Source organism: Paenarthrobacter nitroguajacolicus (assembly GCF_031455195.1).
Taxonomy (GTDB): domain Bacteria; phylum Actinomycetota; class Actinomycetes; order Actinomycetales; family Micrococcaceae; genus Arthrobacter; species Arthrobacter nitroguajacolicus_D.
The window spans coordinates 493,517-510,506 of the sequence record NZ_JAVDSH010000001.1 but is presented as its reverse complement, the minus strand read 5'-3'; the positions used below and the strand labels follow the sequence as shown (position 1 = coordinate 510,506).

18 protein-coding genes are annotated in these 16,990 nt (G+C 61.9%); 10 read left to right on the top strand and 8 right to left on the bottom strand.

The genetic code is table 11. The annotated features are described in order from the left end of the window. The first annotated feature begins 203 nt into the window (after positions 1–203). The 3 genes from J2Y68_RS02395 (at position 204) to J2Y68_RS02385 (ending at position 3,793) form a co-directional block, all read left to right on the top strand. Entirely contained in the window at positions 204–1,247 is a 1,044-nt protein-coding gene (locus J2Y68_RS02395; RefSeq protein ID WP_309989206.1) for an NAD(P)-dependent alcohol dehydrogenase, read from the top strand. A 271-nt stretch (positions 1,248–1,518) separates the two neighbouring features. Next, positions 1,519–2,619: a ferredoxin reductase gene (locus tag J2Y68_RS02390; protein ID WP_309989203.1), complete on the top strand. Its 1,101-nt coding sequence runs from the start codon at positions 1,519–1,521 to the stop codon at positions 2,617–2,619. A 13-nt stretch (positions 2,620–2,632) separates the two neighbouring features. Beyond that, positions 2,633–3,793 carry a fatty acid desaturase family protein gene (locus J2Y68_RS02385; RefSeq protein WP_309989200.1) on the top strand — a complete coding sequence of 387 codons (1,161 nt, stop codon included), beginning with the start codon at positions 2,633–2,635 and terminating at the stop codon, positions 3,791–3,793. A gap of 10 nt (positions 3,794–3,803) precedes the next feature. Here J2Y68_RS02385 and J2Y68_RS02380 read toward each other — a convergent pair whose 3' ends face one another. From J2Y68_RS02380 to J2Y68_RS02370, 3 genes are all read right to left on the bottom strand, one after another. After that, positions 3,804–4,067: a hypothetical protein gene (locus tag J2Y68_RS02380; RefSeq protein ID WP_309989197.1), complete on the bottom strand. Its 264-nt coding sequence runs from the start codon at positions 4,065–4,067 to the stop codon at positions 3,804–3,806. 51 nt (positions 4,068–4,118) lie between these two features. After that, on the bottom strand, positions 4,119–5,105 hold the full coding sequence (locus J2Y68_RS02375) for an aldo/keto reductase (RefSeq protein WP_309989194.1): 987 nt from the start codon (positions 5,103–5,105) through the stop codon (positions 4,119–4,121). Between the two features lie 105 nt (positions 5,106–5,210). Beyond that, entirely contained in the window at positions 5,211–6,119 is a 909-nt protein-coding gene (locus J2Y68_RS02370; protein ID WP_309989191.1) for a helix-turn-helix transcriptional regulator, read from the bottom strand. Positions 6,120–6,299: 180 nt separating this feature from the next. Here J2Y68_RS02370 and J2Y68_RS02365 point away from each other — a divergent pair, with 180 nt between their 5' ends. Continuing rightward, a complete protein-coding gene (locus tag J2Y68_RS02365; RefSeq protein WP_309989188.1) occupies positions 6,300–6,635 on the top strand; it encodes a carboxymuconolactone decarboxylase family protein in 336 nt (111 codons plus the stop codon). On the opposite strand, the gene J2Y68_RS02360 is transcribed toward J2Y68_RS02365, so the two are convergent. After that, entirely contained in the window at positions 6,632–6,973 is a 342-nt protein-coding gene (locus J2Y68_RS02360) for a hypothetical protein (protein WP_309989185.1), read from the bottom strand. The two genes, J2Y68_RS02365 and J2Y68_RS02360, sit on opposite strands and share 4 nt — an antisense overlap. A gap of 321 nt (positions 6,974–7,294) precedes the next feature. On the opposite strand from J2Y68_RS02360, the gene J2Y68_RS02355 reads away from it, so the two are divergent. Then, on the top strand, positions 7,295–9,526 hold the full coding sequence (locus J2Y68_RS02355) for a catalase (protein WP_309989183.1): 2,232 nt from the start codon (positions 7,295–7,297) through the stop codon (positions 9,524–9,526). 23 nt (positions 9,527–9,549) lie between these two features. On the opposite strand, the gene J2Y68_RS02350 is transcribed toward J2Y68_RS02355, so the two are convergent. Together J2Y68_RS02350 and J2Y68_RS02345 are read right to left on the bottom strand one after the other, a co-directional pair. After that, positions 9,550–9,780, bottom strand: a complete 231-nt coding sequence (locus J2Y68_RS02350) for a TMEM175 family protein (RefSeq protein WP_309989180.1) — start codon at positions 9,778–9,780, stop codon at positions 9,550–9,552. Positions 9,781–9,832: 52 nt separating this feature from the next. Further along, entirely contained in the window at positions 9,833–10,144 is a 312-nt protein-coding gene (locus tag J2Y68_RS02345; RefSeq protein WP_309989178.1) for a putative quinol monooxygenase, read from the bottom strand. 309 nt (positions 10,145–10,453) lie between these two features. Between J2Y68_RS02345 and J2Y68_RS02340 the strand changes: the two genes are divergently transcribed. Beyond that, positions 10,454–10,576 (top strand): hypothetical protein, encoded by a 123-nt coding sequence (locus J2Y68_RS02340; RefSeq protein WP_309989175.1) that lies wholly within the window; start codon positions 10,454–10,456, stop codon positions 10,574–10,576. Positions 10,577–10,588: 12 nt separating this feature from the next. Here J2Y68_RS02340 and J2Y68_RS02335 read toward each other — a convergent pair whose 3' ends face one another. Together J2Y68_RS02335 and J2Y68_RS02330 are read right to left on the bottom strand one after the other, a co-directional pair. Further along, on the bottom strand, positions 10,589–11,602 hold the full coding sequence (locus tag J2Y68_RS02335; RefSeq protein WP_309989173.1) for a cation diffusion facilitator family transporter: 1,014 nt from the start codon (positions 11,600–11,602) through the stop codon (positions 10,589–10,591). Continuing rightward, entirely contained in the window at positions 11,599–11,964 is a 366-nt protein-coding gene (locus tag J2Y68_RS02330; RefSeq protein ID WP_309989170.1) for an ArsR/SmtB family transcription factor, read from the bottom strand. Before J2Y68_RS02330 ends, J2Y68_RS02335 begins: the two co-directional genes overlap by 4 nt. Before the next feature lie 147 nt (positions 11,965–12,111). Between J2Y68_RS02330 and J2Y68_RS02325 the strand changes: the two genes are divergently transcribed. The 4 genes from J2Y68_RS02325 to J2Y68_RS02310 all read left to right on the top strand — a co-directional run bounded on the left by J2Y68_RS02325 (position 12,112) and on the right by J2Y68_RS02310 (position 16,981). Continuing rightward, on the top strand, positions 12,112–12,882 hold the full coding sequence (locus J2Y68_RS02325) for a phosphatase PAP2 family protein (RefSeq protein WP_309989167.1): 771 nt from the start codon (positions 12,112–12,114) through the stop codon (positions 12,880–12,882). Positions 12,883–12,966: 84 nt separating this feature from the next. Continuing rightward, a complete protein-coding gene (locus J2Y68_RS02320; RefSeq protein ID WP_309989166.1) occupies positions 12,967–14,001 on the top strand; it encodes an AAA family ATPase in 1,035 nt (344 codons plus the stop codon). A 46-nt stretch (positions 14,002–14,047) separates the two neighbouring features. Next, entirely contained in the window at positions 14,048–14,797 is a 750-nt protein-coding gene (locus tag J2Y68_RS02315) for a GAF and ANTAR domain-containing protein (RefSeq protein ID WP_397334637.1), read from the top strand. 207 nt (positions 14,798–15,004) lie between these two features. Next, positions 15,005–16,981: an APC family permease gene (locus J2Y68_RS02310; protein WP_309989161.1), complete on the top strand. Its 1,977-nt coding sequence runs from the start codon at positions 15,005–15,007 to the stop codon at positions 16,979–16,981. Positions 16,982–16,990: the final 9 nt, after the last annotated feature.

Genomic DNA, 16,990 nt, shown 5'->3' with positions numbered 1-16,990 from the left:
GTCACACTCCAAAGTGATCTTGGCCTCCGGCGGTGGCAAATCGGCCGCTTCAAGCGTACCGTTCTATCTATCCAACATATGTCGGATAGATGGGCAGATCCATCGTGCTGACGGCCGTCGACGGCGGATACACCGCCCCCCGATTCAGGCATCAAAGACTTCAAGCAATAAAAAGATTGCAACAGAGACAAGAAGGGCATCAAATGCGCGCGATCGTATTCAAAGAGTGGAAGCAGTTCCCCGAACTCGAGGACGTGGCCCGGCCTGTACCCGGACCGGGCGAAGTGCTACTGAAGGTTGCGGGTGCTGGTGCCTGCCATTCGGACGTCAGCATCTTCCAGGACTTCACCGCAGAGGTTCCCGGGAACATGGCCAAGGGCTTCGTATTGGGCCACGAGAACTCGGGATGGGTCGAGGAGCTGGGACCAGGCGTTGAGGGCATCGAAATAGGTGGCGCATACCTGGTCTACGGGCCCATCGGTTGTGGCCACTGCAAGGCCTGCTCGCGCGGCCAGGACACCTACTGCGAGAACGCCGCGACCAACCCCTACCTTGGCATAGGCTTGGGCCGCGACGGCGGAATGGCCGAATACGTCACGGTACCCGTCCGCAACCTGATCCCGCTTGGCGATGCGGACCCCATCGCCGCAGCGCCGCTCGCAGACGCAGCCCTGACGCCCTACCACGCCATCAAGAAGGCGCTGCCGCACCTGAACGGCGGTGGCCGGTTCGCACTGGTGGTTGGACTTGGCGGCTTGGGCCAGATCGCCGTGCAGATCCTCAGGGCCCTGACGGGCGCCACCATTATTGCCACCGATATGAAGCCCGAAGCGATGGCCAAGGCTGAAGCGGCAGGGGCCTTGACGGTCCTTGGCGGTCCCGACCAGGTTTCGCGGATCCGGGAAATCACCGGTGGACGCGGCGTGGACGCTGCCTTCGACTTCGTCGGCGTAACGCCCACGATCGCCACCGCGGCCGGCTCCATGGCGCAGGGCGGTCGGCTGACCGTCGTCGGGATTGCCGGCGGCCTGCATGAGTGGACCTTCTTCAACACGCCCTACGAATCCACTATCACCAACACCTACTGGGGCACCATCGAGGAGCTTCATGAAGTTGTGGACATGTACCGGGCGGGGCAAATCGTGCCCGAGATCGAGACCTTTAGCCTCACGGACGGACTCACGGCGTACCGCAAACTGGCCGACGGACAGCTCAGTGCCCGCGCCGTAGTAGTCCCACACGACTAAAGGTTTGCGTAGAACCGGGCGAAGGGATTACGGTCTTGCTACTGCAGCCGGCGTGGGCCAGATGGCCTGGGGAGGAGGAGCGCATCACCGCTGACCAATCCAAGCATCATGTCCCATACCCGTTGAAAGCCCCTGCAGAGGGGCTTTCCCTGTGTATAGGAGCAGTCTTGGGGGAGAGATATCGTAAGTATGCTTATGATATCTGTGTTAGTGGACATTCCGGCCGACGCGGTTTGGGGTCCTCGTTTTCCCTCGTTTCGAAGAGTAGCCCATGTTCAACTTTCGGCCGCTGGCCCGCATCGCCTCGGTTCTAACCACGCCGCTTGCCCCGGAAGACGTCCTGGCGCTGTTCAACCCGGTCTATTCGTCGCGCCAGTTGCGCGGCGTCGTCACCAAGGTAGTCCAGGAAACTGCGCAGTCGGTGACAATCTTCTTCCGTCCCGGCCGTGGCTGGCACGCCCACCTCGCGGGCCAGTGGGCAAGGATCGGCGTTGAGCTCAACGGGGTCCGCCAATGGCGTTCCTATTCCCTCAGTGCGCCTGCAGGTGAGGACCCGGCCATTACAGTCACTGATGTTGGTGCCGTATCGGGAACGCTGGTTCGAGAGACCAAGGTTGGCGACGTACTTTTCCTGGCCCCGCCCCAAGGCGACTTCGTCCTGCCGGAACACCCACGCTCCCTCCTCATGCTCACTGCGGGAAGCGGCATCACTCCTGTTATGTCAATGATTCGGACCCTTGTCCCCAGCCGCCCCGACGCGGATGTTGTGTTGATCCATTCCTCCCGCGCGGAAGATGACAGTATTTTTCGTGAAGAGCTGGCCGAACTTGCTGATCAGTTTCCCAATTTCCGCCTGGTCCAGTGGCACACGGGCGGTCGCGGACGCCTGAGCTTCACGTCTCCGGCTGCCCTCGAGGAAATTTGCCCGGACTGGCAGGAGCGGGCCGCATATGCCTGCGGCCCCGAGAGCTTCCTGGATGATGCCGAGGCCCTGTGGAACGAAGCCGCACTGACCGCGGCCTCCACCTTGGAGGACGCGGGCTGCGGCGGAGCGGCGGAGGGCTCACTCACCATTGAGCGGTTCAGTACCGACCTTACGAGGGGTGGTGGCAGTGAAGGTGGCTTGGTCACCTTCGAAGCATCGGACCGTGAGGTCTTGGCCGACGGCGGCGTCCCCCTCCTTGACGTCGGGGAGGATGCAGGCGTCCTCATGCCCAGTGGCTGCCGCATGGGCATCTGTCACAGCTGCCTGACTCCGCTGCTTTCGGGCAACGTCCGGGACCTGCGCACTGGTGACGTGCACGGGGAACCGGGCGAACTCATCCAAACGTGTGTCTCGGCAGCCGCCGGGCCCGTCAACCTCAAACTCTGAGGAGTGCAACCGCATGTCAGTAGTTTCAGCCAAAAGCCCAGCCCCCGCCGTCGGGCTCAAGACGCGGCCCGGCGCCCTTGCTGAGGCGGGCAGCCCCACAGTGCGTCCACCGGCCGCCGCGCACCTGAGTGATGAGCAAGTGGCCGAGCTGGGTCGTGAACTCGATGCCATCCGCGACGACATCCTGGGCAAACGCGGATCTACCGATGCTGCGTACATCAGGCGCATGATCAAGATCCAGCGGGGTTTGGAGGTTTCCGGGCGGGCTGCGCTGCTGGTCAGCAAGAACAAGGCCGCCTGGATCACCGGAACAGCCCTCCTGAGCGTGGCCAAGATCCTCGAGAACATGGAACTGGGCCACAACATTCTCCACGGCCAGTGGGACTGGATGCGCGATCCGGACATCCACTCCACCACATGGGAATGGGACTTCGTTACCCCCTCGCGCTCGTGGCAGCACACTCACAACGATCTTCACCACCGCTGGACCAACGTCGTAGGCAAGGACCGCGACGTCGGGTACAACCTTTTGCGGATGGATCCCGATCAGGAATGGAAGCCCTTCAACCTGGGCAATCCCCTCTATAACGCGCTGCTGGCGCCCGTTTTCGAGTGGGGAATAGCCATCTACGATCTGGAGATCCCTGAATACAAGGAGGGCCTGAAGTCCAAGGAGGCCATGAACAAGGACCTCAAGGCGCTGGGGCGTAAAGCTGTCAAGCAGTTCGCCAAGGACTACGCAGCTACTCCCGCCTTGGCCATGCTCACGGGTTCAGGCAAGCAAGCCCTCTACGGCACCCTCGTCGCCAACGCCGTACGGAACGTCTGGGCGCACGCAGTCATTTTCTGCGGGCACTTCCCGGAAGGAACAGACACGTTTACCGAGGAAATGGTCGAAGGCGAAACCCGCGGCGACTGGTACGTGCGTCAGATGATCGGATCCGCAAACATCTCAGGCCCACGGTTCATGCATCTCATGACGGGAAACCTGTCGCATCAGATCGAGCACCACCTTTTCCCGGACCTTCCCTCGAACCGGTATTCGGAAATTGCACCGAAGGTTCGCGACATCTGCCAACGCTACGACCTTAAGTACACCACTGGGCCGCTGTTGAAGCAGGTTGGCTCAGCGTGGGCCAAAGTCTTCAAGCTCGCTCTTCCGCCACAGCGTTAGAGCAGGATCGCTAGCTGCCCTGCATCCCTTCCATTGCCCAGGCGATGAGGGTTAGTTCGAATTCATGCGGCTCTAGCGCGTCGTGCACGTAGGCATCCAATTCCACGGGGGTGGCATTGCCGCCTTCCGCCCAGTATTTGATCCATAACTGTTCAAGCGTGATGGCCTCTCGTTGGAGAAGGTTTCGAGCTGATTGTCGTGGGTCCATTGCAGCTGTCCCGTTGCCGTCGGGGGCCTCCTTCAGAGCTTGATGCGCAGGCTCCTTACTATTCACCGTAAACTCTGCTCCCCAAGACGGGCAAATGCCACTGGCTATTTCGGTGCTTCAGCCGTTGACGTAGCCCATATGCGTGGCGTTGTAGCGATCGCCATGCACTCCTACATTGCGGGCTAGGGCATTGAGGGCGGCAACCTCGTCGGCAGTGAGCGCCACGCGGGTAGCTTGGGCGTTCTCCTTTATGCGTGCGGTACGTCGAGTGCCCGGAATGGGGACGATCCATGGCTGCTGGGCGAGAAGCCATGCCAGCGCGATTTGGGCAGGAACCGCATCCTTCGCCGCAGCGAGTTCGATGACGTGTGCAACAAGAGCCTGGTTGGCGGCCAGATTTTCGTCATTGAAACGCGGCACAAGGTTGCGGATGTCGCCCTCGGCGAAGGTGGTGTCCGCGGTAACCGTACCGGTGAGGAAGCCCTTACCCAAGGGGCTGAAGGGAACAAGGCCTATACCGAGTTCGGCAAGGGTTGGAAGTATTTCGGCCTCGGGGTCCCGCGTCCACAGCGAGTACTCACTTTGTAGGGCAGCGACAGGCTGCACCGCGTGGGCCCGTCGGATTGTGGCGGCGGAAGCCTCGGACAGTCCGAAGTGACGTACCTTGCCCTCCGAGATCAAATCCCGGACGGTGCCGGCGACATCCTCGATGGGCACTTCGGGGTCGACCCGGTGCTGATAGAACAGGTCGATGGCGTCGGTACGGAGCCGCTTGAGGGATTCTTCGGCGACTCGGCGGATCTGTTCCGGGCGGCTGTTCAGCCCGACGCTTTCGCCGTTTTGGATGTCCCAGCCAAACTTGGTGGCGATCACCACCTGGTCGCGGATCGGTTCCAGTGCCTCGCCGACAAGTTCCTCATTCACATAGGGGCCGTATACCTCGGCTGTATCGAAAAAGGTGACGCCATGGTCGACGGCTGAACGGAGCACGCTGACCATTTCATCGCGGCTGCCGGGGTTGGGCCCGTAACTTTGGGACATGCCCATGGCACCTAGGCCGATGGCCGATACCTCAAGTCCCTGTCCGAGAGTTCTTGTATGCATGCTGATGCCTCCATTGTGCTTTTGAATGCGGTGGTGTCTTCGTTTCGAACGTGTTCGTGCCGAAAGAATAGGGAGATCCCAGGTGCGGGACAACGGAAGTTGCCCTTACGGTTGCGTCCCCCCGGGCGAGTCCACGTGCGGCACTATCGGCCCGGCGTCGTTCTGTTGTTGGAGCGTGGCGGCCCAACTGGCGAGGAGCCGTAAGCGTTCCTCGCTGGCAGAGCCAGGCTCGGCTGTGTAGATGAGCAATGACAGGCCCGGCTCTGCGGTTAGCTCCAGGCCTTCATATGTCAGCGTGAGTTCGCCTACCTCATGGTGGTGGAAGCTCTTGGTGCCGGATCCATGCCGCCTGACATTGTGAGACCCCCACCGGATCCGAAAGGCTGCACTTCGGGTGGAAAGCTCCCCAACCAGGTCGTGAAGCCGTTTGTCCTCCGGGTCGCGTCCCGCCTCAGTTCGCAGAATTGAGACGGTGACGTTTGCGGCCGCCTCCCAGCCCGGATAGAAATCCTTGGCCCGTTCGTCGAGGAAACAGAACCGCGCCAGGTTGCCCTGCCCTGGACCGTCGAAGACGTGATCGTAGAACGCCCGTCCCAGCGCGTTGGTGGCGAGGATGTCCATCCGGCCGTTACGCACGAATGCCGGCCCTTCCGTTATCACGGCGAGGGCGCGTGTCAGGCTTTCCCTCGCCACCCAATTCTGCGATTTTCGCTTGCGCACGGCGCGGATAGCGCCGTTGGCGATACGTGAAAGGTCGAAGAGGTGTTCGCGCTCAGCGTCGTCCAGTTGGAGAGCCACCGCGAGTGCATCGAGAACAGCATCTGAGACCCCGGAGAGATTCCCGCGCTCAATTTTGGCGTAGTACTCGACGCTTACAGCGGCGAGGGCTGCTACTTCGTTGCGTCTGAGACCCGCGACCCGGCGGTTCCCGGTAACTGCCAGGCCGGCCTGCTGGGGGGTTACCCTCGCACGGCGGGACATGAGAAATTCTCGAACTTCATTCCGGTTGTCCACGTTCCCAAGGCTACGACGTCCACGCGTTGCGAGGGATGCCCTGTTGGTACGCCCCTCAGCGGTGACTCCCATAACTGGCGTCATTGAGGTCCTATGGAATCTCAACTCCCGCAGGGCATGCGGCCGCTGGCCGGTACGCGCCCAACTGGCGAGGGAACCTCTTCACGAAAGGAATAAGACATGGCGAAGGACCCACATGCAGGATGGACCGGCGGGCAAAACGCGTTCGGTGACTTTGCGCCCGGAATGGTCCACTACACCGACAAGGTGCTGTTCGACGAAGTATGGGAACGCGCGGACTTGTCCAAGAGAGACCGTAGCCTGATCACCGTCGCTGCATTAACGGCTACGGGAAAAGCCGATCAACTGACGTTTCACCTCGACTATGCACGCCAAAACGGGGTAACCGAAGAAGAGTTGAAGGAAGTCATCCTCCACCTCGCCTTCTACACGGGCTGGCCCAACGGAATGAGCGCGATGACCGTGGCCAAGAAGGTCTTCACCAAGGAGAACTAGGGTGGATCTCCATTTCCCGCTGCCCGTCCGGTTGCGTTCCGTTGGGCGGCGCCTGCCTGGGAGGCCAAGCGCTCGTTCCGCTCCGAAGCCGTTGCTGGAGCCGAAGCCGTTGACGGCGTCGCTGGGCTGTTGCGGCTGACTCTGCTTGTCAGGGCCAGGTTGGGGACCACGAAGAGCCGGCCCGGAATGCCGAAACCGGTGGCCTCAACCACCTGCAGCAGCGGGCCTGGGGAACTGTTGAGTTCAGCTGCCGGCAACGCAATGGAAGATGCCATTCCGATAAGGACATAAACGACGCCGGCAGTCAGCAGGGTGCCGAAAAGGGCTTTCGGGTACACGCGGTTGACGTCTCGAACCTCTTCGGCGACGTGGGTTGAAGTCTCGAATCCAACGAAGGATTAATAGGCAGCGGAGATGCGGCCAGGATTCCGGCCCCCGGCGGTAGGTCCAGGAAGGGTTTGAGGTAATCGCCGGCGAAAGCCAAGCTCAGCCCCGCGGCGCTGGTCACGCCGGCGCCCACGAGCGCATGTATTCCTGCTCCCAGGACGTCGCCCAGTATCGAAGCAAGGCCCGCTTTGTGATGTAGTGAACATCACCCTAGGATTAGTAAGCAAGCTTAGCTTCCGGGTTAAGGCAGCGAACCAAAAGGAGAACAAATCGTGCCAGTTGAGGACAATACCGTGATTCCCGGCGCTCCCTCCAGTGAGCCTCCCACAGTCGACGAGCCGACGACCCCACGTGAGCCATTGCCCCCTAAGCCCGATCAGCAAGCACCGGAGGCGGTTTCCCCGACGGGAAGCCCCACCGGTGCGCCGGTGAACTCCCGGGCGCAATCGGGCCAGTACCTGACAACCGCCCAAGGGCTCCGGCTGGGGGACACTGATCATTCCCTGCGGGCGGGCGCCCGCGGACCTGTTCTGCTTCAGGACCACCACTTGCGGGAAAAGATCACCCACTTTGATCACGAGCGCATCCCGGAGCGCGTTGTCCACGCCCGGGGCGCGGGCGCACACGGCGTGTTCCGTTCCTACGGAACGGCATCGAAGATCACGAAGGCAGGGTTCCTGGCGGCCGACGTCGAAACTCCGGTTTTCGTCCGCTTCTCCACCGTTTTGGGCTCCCGGGGTTCGGCGGATGCGGTACGGGACACCCGTGGCTTTTCCACCAAGTTCTACACTGACGAAGGCACCTACGACCTTGTCGGGAACAACATTCCCGTTTTCTTCATCCAGGATGGCATCAAGTTCCCTGACGTCATCCACGCTGCCAAGCCACACCCTGATCGGGAAATACCCCAGGCCCAGAGCGCCCATGACACGTTCTGGGACTTCGTCTCACTGCACACCGAGGCCCAGGCGCACACGCTGTGGAACATGTCCGACCGCGGCATTCCCCGCTCATACCGGACCATGGAAGGCTTCGGCGTGCATACCTTCCGGCTGGTGGCCGCGGACGGTAGCACCACGTTGGTGAAATTCCATTGGAAACCAAAACAGGGCGTACACTCGCTCGTCTGGGAGGAAGCCCAAATCATCAACGGCATGGACCCGGATTTCCACCGCAGGGACCTCGCCGATGCAATCGAGTCCGGAGCTTACCCTCAGTGGGAACTTGGCGTGCAGACTTTCCCGGACACGGAAGACCAGATGTTCGAAGGCATCGACCTGCTCGACCCGACCAAATTCGTCCCCGAGGAACTCGCTCCCGTCCAGCCGATCGGGCTCATGACGTTGAACGCGAATCCGACGAATTACTTCGCGGAGACCGAACAGGTGGCGTTCCACCCGGGGCATCTCGTCCCCGGCATTGATGTCACCAATGATCCGCTCCTGCAGGTTCGCCTGTTCTCCTACCTGGATACCCAAATTTCCCGGTTGGGCGGCCCGAACTTCGCGCAGATCCCCATCAACCGGCCGCAAGCGCCCGTCAATGACATGCTTCGTGACGGCATGCATCAGACGGCCGTTCACGGCGGCGTGGCCCCCTATCGTCCGAACTCCCTGGATGGCGGCTGCCCCTTCCTGGCCGGTCAGGACGTTGGAGCCTTCGTGGATGTTCCCGAGGCCCTTGCGGAGTCCATCAAGGAACGGCGCAACCCGGCTTCGTTCGATGACCACTTCAGCCAGGCGCGGCTGTTCTTCCGGAGCATGACTCCGGTGGAGCAGGACCACATCGTGCAGGCGTACACGTTCGAACTCGGCAAGTGCTACGAAGCGGCTATCCGGGAACGGCAACTTATGGCTTTGGCCAATATCGACGCCGGGCTTTGCGCCGCCGTCGCCCACGGACTTGGTATGCCGGTTCCCGGGGCCACCGTCCAGGTCCCTGACTCCGAACCGAGCCCGGCACTATCGCAGATCGGTGGAACGTGGCCCGCCGCGGGCCGCGTAGTGGGGATTATTGCTGACGACAGCAGCGACGCTTCGCAGGTTGCAGCTGCACGCGAAGCCCTGGACGCTGAGGGCATCACGCCTTTGGTCATTGCGCCGGTTGGCGGTTTCCTGGGCGCGGAGGGCGGCGTCGCCGTTGCTGTTCAGCGCACCTACCTCACCGCGCGATCCACGGAGTTCGACGCCGTTATTGTTGCGGGAAGCGGGGCTCCGGCACCGGACGCAGCAGTGGGCAGGGACGCCAAGGCCGGTGCACCCTCACCCACTCTTGATCCCCGGGTGGCTCTTCTTCTGACGGAAGCCTTCCGCCACGCCAAGGCCATCGCGGCATGGGGATCCGGTGTGTCGGCTCTGCAGGCGGCCGGCATCCCCGATGACGGTACCGGAGTTGTGGTCGGCGACGCGCCCGATGCCGTGGTTCGCCCAGTCCAGGAACTGCTTGCCGCCCACCGTGTTTGGGAGCGATTTCCTGCGGAAGGACTGAGCGGCAGCCAGGCCTGACAGGGAGTCACCTGCAGGCTCACTCATCGCATGATGACTGCACCACAGGTCGGCATCGCACCCGATGCCGACCTGTGGTGCGTGATGGGTGCGGCGGGCTCTTCCATCAGCGGCTGTCGGCTGGCTTGTCCCGCCAGAGGCCCCGAAGGAGGCCCGGTCTGTGGCGGCGTGAGTTCAAGAATCAGGAGCGTTATGACGATCGCGATGATGGCGTCGCTGAAAGCTTCAGCACGGCTGGTGTCCGAACGAGTCACGCTCTGCTCCTAGCCTGCGCAGGGTCGCAGACGCTGTGAGGTGCGGCAGCCCCTAGTCGCCTTCACCGGGCAATTTGTATGCGAGCACGTCAACGTTTTTTATGTCTGGTTCCGCGCTGAAGAGCTCTGCTCCCTGAGCGGCAAGTGCTTGCCCGACCCCTCCTGACAGGTGGGTCTTCCGTGCGTCGTCATCGGGGAATACGTCGAAGACTCCGAACGTCGACTCGTCGAATTGCAGGGCGAACCAAGCGCGCGTACCTTGCTCCTCGTCGACCACCGAGCGTGCGCTGCGGAGGAACTCCGCGACGTCGTCCTCCTTGCCGGGCTTGGCCTTCAGGACCACCGACAAGGCGACCTTAATCATGATCCCTCACCCACCCAGGCCGAACGAACGCGAGCAAACCGTCCGTGCCGAGGCCAGTCCGTTGTTTGCCCCCGATCCGGCAAATTCCATACTGCACGACAGTTTTCATGGCGAGCCTCCTTGGAACGGTACTGCGGTGGGATGGTGCGGACCGAGCCGGCCACATGGCACATTCCGCAAGCTATAGAGGGAGCGGAGCCACGATCTGCCCAGTCTCGCAGTGATGGCTGGTCACCACAAGGACTCACGCCTTCTGATGGCCCCCGGTTTCCGGGCGGCCATACCTTACGCGGCCCTTATGCTTGGGTCATGTCTACTGATGAAGAGAAGGACCCACCTGTACCCGCCGACCTAGAGGGCAAAATCCCGAGTAAAGTACACGACCACGCAAACGCGGACAAGGCACCCGGCGACGAGCCGAAGGAGACCTAGCCAACAAGGCGTTCAGCGGGCGACGACCACGACCCTTCCGACGTTGCGGATACTGGACCGCACCGCTTGTTCGACGGAGCGGTTCAGCTCGTCGAGCCCTTCCACGCTGGCGATCTCCCTCATGGGGGCTGTCACTTCGACGTGCAGCTGGTGGCCGCTCCAGCGGAGGCGGACTGTCGTCATGGGCGGAGCCACTGGGGCCACCGCCTCCTCGACGCGGGCCAGCAAGGTGGGATCGACGCCGTCGAGAAGCCTGCGGCCAATGTCCCTTGCCGTGCCCCAGAGAAGCACGAAAATCGTCAGGGAGATCAAGACGCCGATGATCGGGTCCGCCAAGGGGAACCCAAGCCAAACACCGACAACGCCGGCCACCACCGCCAGGGACGTAAATCCGTCAGTGCGGGCGTGGACGCCGTCAGCGACCAGGGCAGCGGAGCCGATCTCCTTACCAACCCTGATGCGGTAAACGGCGACGATTTCGTTTCCCGCGAAGCCGATAAGGCCCGCCGCGAGAACCCACCCAAGGTTTTGCAGGGCTTGGGGCTGGAAAATGCGGATTACAGACTCGACGGCGGCCACGACGGCGGATAAGGCCACCATGGCCACGATGAAGAGTCCTGCAAGGTCCTCCGCCCGACCGAAGCCGTAGTTGTAGGTCCGCGTCGCGGCACGCCGGCTCAGGACAAAGGCCACCCAGAGTGGCACTGCGGTCAAGGCATCGGAGAAGTTATGGATTGTGTCCGCCAGGAGTGCCACCGAGCCGCTGAACAGGAAAACGACCAGCTGCAACAGGGAGGTTACCGCCAGCACAGCAAGGGAAATCTTCAGTGCCCGAATCCCCTTGACGGAGGACTCCATCGCTTCATCCACTGAATCAGCGGCGTCGTGGCTGTGGGGAACGAACAATCCGTGAAGGAATCCCTTTAGGCCTCGCGGATGGTCATGATTGTGTTCATGCTCGTGGTGATGGTGCTGTTCGTGGGTGGGCGTCCCGCCGCCATGTGTTTCGCTGTCGGTGTTAGTCATGCGTCACCCTTTGCCCTGGACTTGTGGTGATGCCGGGGCGTACCGCCCAGCGTGTGTTCGGCCTGGAAGATTGCGTCGGCCACGAGTTGGCGGGCGTGCTCATTCTCCAGTCGGTAATACACGCGGGTACCTTCGTGCCGCGTGGAGACAATGCGGGCCATTCTCATCTTCGCCAGATGCTGGGACACTGCGGATTGGGGCTTGGCCACGGTTTCTGCCAGTTCGTTCACTGACAGTTCACCGTCACGCAGTGCCAAAATGATCCGGACCCGTGTCGCATCAGCAAGCATCGAGAAAACCTCGACAGCCAGTTCCACGTAATCGCTGTCCACCTTCAGCCCACATTCCTTATCTGCATCCATGCGAATATTATTACATGGGGATATAACGTTCTGAAGACGCAATGGGCCATGAAGCCCGGTCGTTGTTGCGTTCAGCCCCCGTGGAAGTGGAAGAGGGATAACGTTCTCGTCAGGAACGGTTTCCATGGGGATCGAAGGAGATGGATCGTGGCGGGAGAATCAGCGCAAAAACCCGGCTTGTGGGAGATCTTCCACCAAAAATTCGTGGTCGAGGAGCGCTTCATGGAGCCGAGGGCCAGGAGGGCCCTCTACGCTACGGCCGTCATCCTGGCGGTCCTTGGCGTGACGCTGTTCCTTGTAACGCTCACCGGCGTTCTACAGAAGAACGGTCTCGCCCTGGACGACGCAGCGGTTGAAAGTTGGCTCCTCGGGATTCGTTCAGAGCCGCTGACGGTGGTGATGATTGTTGTCGCAGTCATTTTCGGGCCCATAGGGCTGCCGGTCATTGTCTTGGTTGTCACAGTTGTTTGGGGATTGCTCGCCAAACACGCATGGCGGCCCATGCTCCTTGCCGCCGCTATGCTCATCGGGGTGGGTTTGGCGCAGATCATCGGGCGCTTGGTCGGCCGGCAGCGGCCACCTGTGGACCTCATGTTATTCGGCGCTGACACGACGTTCTCCTTTCCGTCCGGGCACGTCCTTGGCGCCTCGGACTTCCTGCTTGTCCTGACGTTTCTTGTCTTCTCCCGGCACCGAAACCCAAAGATCGCCGTCGTCAGCTTTCTCTGTGCCGTCATTGGTGTTGTCTTTGCGGCCGTCAGCCGGATATACCTCGGTTATCACTGGCTCACCGACGCGGTTGCGTCGGTGTCACTGTCGCTGGTGGTGCTCGGGGCGGTCATCGCCGTGGATACTTGGCGCACGGCCCGCATCCCGGGAGAAGTAGTGACAGGGGAATTAGCAAGCCAGGATCCCTAGCGTCACCGGTCATGAGGCCGTTGCGGATTAATGCGGGTGGACCAGCGCCGCCGTATTTGGGGAACCGGGAGTTACAGTGGATGTATGGCTGCCAGCCGCAATCCGCTCGATGACCTGAGGGAATCCATTGGCCATCTGGCCAATCAGCTCAAGCTGCCCGGTTCGGAGCGTGTGGACGACCTGGTGGGCGACCTCATCGGTGCAAGGCCCGGTCCAGCCCGCCCGCTATCCGAGGTGCAGGCCGAGCTCGACGCATTGGTCGGGCTGGAGACTGTAAAAGAACAGGTGCGGGCCCTTGTCGCGCTGCTCCAGGTGCAGGCCCGCCGAAAGGCCCACGGACTGCCGGAAGTGGCCACCTCACAGCATCTGGTGTTTCTCGGCAACCCAGGCACGGGCAAGACGACGGTGGCCCGGCTCCTGGCCGAGATGTACCGGGCGGTCGGCTTGCTGCAGAAGGGCCATCTGGTCGAGGTGGACCGTTCGGGGCTGGTAGGGCAGTACGTGGGGGCCACCGCCATCAAGACCGACCGTGTGATCCGGCGGGCGCTGGACGGTGTGCTGTTCATCGACGAGGCCTACGCGCTGGCCCCGGAGGACGGCCGGACGGACTTCGGCCCGGAGGCGATCGAGGTCCTGCTGAAACGGATGGAGGACCATCGGCACCGGCTGGTCGTGATCGTGGCCGGGTATCCACGCTTGATGGAGTCATTCTTGCTCTCGAACCCTGGACTGCGTTCTCGCTTTGCCCGCGAGATTACCTTCCCGGACTATTCCGTTGACGAACTCCAGACGATCTTCCAAAGGATGTTGGTCCAACACGAGTACACGTTGGAGCCGGGCGCAGAGCAGATGCTTCGCCGCATCCTTAGCGGTCTCCACGCCGGCGAGGACTCCGGCAATGCACGGTTTGCACGCACCCTGTTCGAGCAGGCGCTCAACCGCCAAGCGCTGCGGCTGTCGCTCAACGAGGAACAGAGCCTCGATTCCCTTGATCGCGAGGCCGTTATGACCCTCACTGCCGAAGACATCGTCGAGGCCGCCTTGGCGTTGGGCGAGGAACCGGAACCGGAACCGACGCCGGAACCGGAACAGCCGCGCTGGTGGCGCTGGCTCGTGTGACCTGCGCCGTTAGTCATTCTTGCTCCGGCAATTACTCGCTTTTAGAATGCGGGATGTGGAAACTGAGGAGCAGAACGCGGACTTCCAGCGTCTTCACCAGCTGATAGCAGGAACCGGGGACGTTAAGGGCTTTGTTGACGGCATGACCCGTTACGCAGCCACGACCCTGAGCCGCGTCACCGGGGCAAGGATTGAATGCGCCGTCACGCTGTGGCGCCGCAAACGCGCAGCCACTTTGGCAGGCAGCAGCGACGACGCCGTCCTTCTGGACGGCATCGAACAATCCCTGGGCGCCGGACCTGTGCTGGAGGCCGTCGAAACCTCCCAGCCGGTACTCCTTGAGGATACCCAAACGGACGAGCGATGGCCGAAGTACTCGAAAAATGTTGCGGCAGCCGGTGCCCGAAGTGTCTTGGGCGTGCCCTTGGCACTTGGGAACGATGCGTCGGCGGCCCTGAACTTCTTCGCCCCCGCTACAGGGCTTTTCAATCAGGCGGCCATTGCGGAGGCAACCCACTTTGCGGACATGGCCGCCCAGGCCCTTCGGCTGGCCCTCCGAATTGCCTCTGCGGACCTGCTTGCCGAAGACCTCAGGGCCGCAATGGAACGCCGGACAGCCATCGATATCGCGACGGGGATCGTCATGACCGAAAGCCGCTGCTCCCAGGACGAGGCTTTCGAATTTCTCATCAAGGCCTCCCAAAACCGCAACCAGAAGGTCCACGATCTCGCGGAAGGGATCGTCGCGGGCCGCTCCGGGTCCAAAGGAAAAACAACAACCCACTTCCAGGACTAGATCTGAAAGGCCGACGACGGCGGGCCGACTTGCGCTTCGTGCCAGCCGTGCCCTGTTGCCGACAGCCTGTTCTTTGCCCGCTTCAGGTAGTACCAGGCGCGTTAAGTACTGCGCGTTAAGGATTCATCAAGAGCGGCAACCGCGGGGGAGCGGCGGTGTTATGTTCAGCAGAGAACAAGGCCAGTGAGATCCGCGGAAGAGGCCGGGATGACTACGATGAGCCGGCCACCGGCGGATCCGTCAGCGCTGCATCCCGACGCGCGCAGCAGATTCCGGAGCTGGCTTCTCTTTGGTCTTCAGGACAGCAAAGGCACCCACCAGGGACCGGGCGGCGTCAGCGATGCGCACGCCCGGAAGCACTCATGGTGGCAGGTCATGTGCCTGACCGGCGTCGACTATTTCTCTACTCTTGGCTACCAGCCAGCCATCGCTGCCTTGGCAGCCGGCGTCATCTCGCCCCTGGCAACCCTGGTCCTGGTAGCCGTAACGTTGCTGGGTGCCTTGCCCGTCTACAGAAGGGTAGCCGGCGAGAGTCATCGCGGTGAGGGTTCCATCGCCATGCTGGAGCGCCTGCTGCCCCGGTGGGGCGGAAAACTGATCGTGCTGGTCCTGCTCGGGTTTGCCGCCACGGACTTCATGATCACCATGACGCTCTCTGCGGCGGACGCCACGGCGCACTTGATCCAGAACCCCCTGGTGCCCGACTGGTTGCACGGCCAAAACGTGCCCGTGACGTTGTTCCTTTTGGCGCTGCTCGGAGCCGTGTTCCTTCGGGGATTCAAGGAAGCCGTGAATATCGCCGTCGTTCTTGTGGCCCTCTACCTCAGCCTTAACGTCGTCGTAGTAGCGACGTCCATCTCCGAATCCGTGACGCACCCGGCAGCCATCCATGACTGGTGGCTCGCGCTCACCAGTTCTCATGGGAACCCGTTGCTCGCTGTGGGTATCGCCTTGCTCGTGTTCCCTAAACTTGCACTGGGACTCTCCGGCTTCGAAACAGGTGTTGCGGTCATGCCGCAGGTGCGTGGGAAGGCCGGCGATACCGCGGAACAGCCGATCGGTCGCATCCAAGGAACCCGCCGGCTGCTGACGACTGCTGCCGTGATTATGAGCAGTTTCCTGATCACGACGAGCTTCACCACCGTCATCCTGATACCCCAACATGAATTCCAGGCTGGCGGCCAAGCCAACGGTCGTGCGTTGGCATTCATTGCCCATGAATACCTTGGCGTCGGCTTCGGTACGTTCTACGACATCAGCACTATCGCCATCCTGTGGTTTGCTGGCGCGTCCGCCATGGCCGGGTTGCTCAACCTGGTGCCACGCTACCTGCCGCGCTACGGCATGGCTCCGGAATGGGCCAAAGCTGTTCGACCACTCGTGCTCGTCTTCACGCTGGTCGGCTTCCTGATCACCTTCATCTTCAACGCCGACGTCGATGCCCAAGGCGGCGCGTACGCCACCGGAGTGCTGGTGTTGATGATGTCGGCGGCCACGGCTGTGACCCTGTCCGCCCGCCGTCATGACCAGGGAAAGCGGACTGTGGCATTCGGAATCATTGCCGTGGTGTTTATCTATACCACCGTGGCAAACATCTTCGAGCGGCCCGAGGGTCTTCGAATCGCTGCAGTGTTCATCGCAGGCATCATCGTCGTTTCGTTCCTCTCACGCGTCCGACGTTCCTTTGAGCTCCATGCCACCAGGGTCCACATGGACGAGCAAGCTGTCGGTTTCATTTCAGAAACCTGGGAGGGCCCTATACGGCTCATCGCCCACGAACCTCTCCGGCTGACCCCGCAGGCCTACAGGGAAAAGCTCGAGTCTGCTATTGAAGTAAGCCACCTGCCCGCCGGCGAACAGCCGCTGTTCCTGGAAGTGGTTGTGGATGACTCATCGGATTTCGAGACGGAACTAGCGGTTCACGGCATAACCCGGCACGGCTACAGGATCCTGGAGGTCCACGGTCCTGTGGTGCCCAATACCATCGCCTCCGTGCTACTCCACATCCGTGATGTGACCGGGATGATGCCGCACGTCTACTTCCGCTGGACTGAAGGGAACCCCGTGATCAATCTCCTGAAATTCCTGTTCCTGGGCGAAGGCGAAATCGCGCCAGTGACCCGCGAGGTGCTGCGCGAAGCGGAACCGGACGTCAGCCGGCGCCCGTGGGTCCACGTAGGCTGACTCGACGCA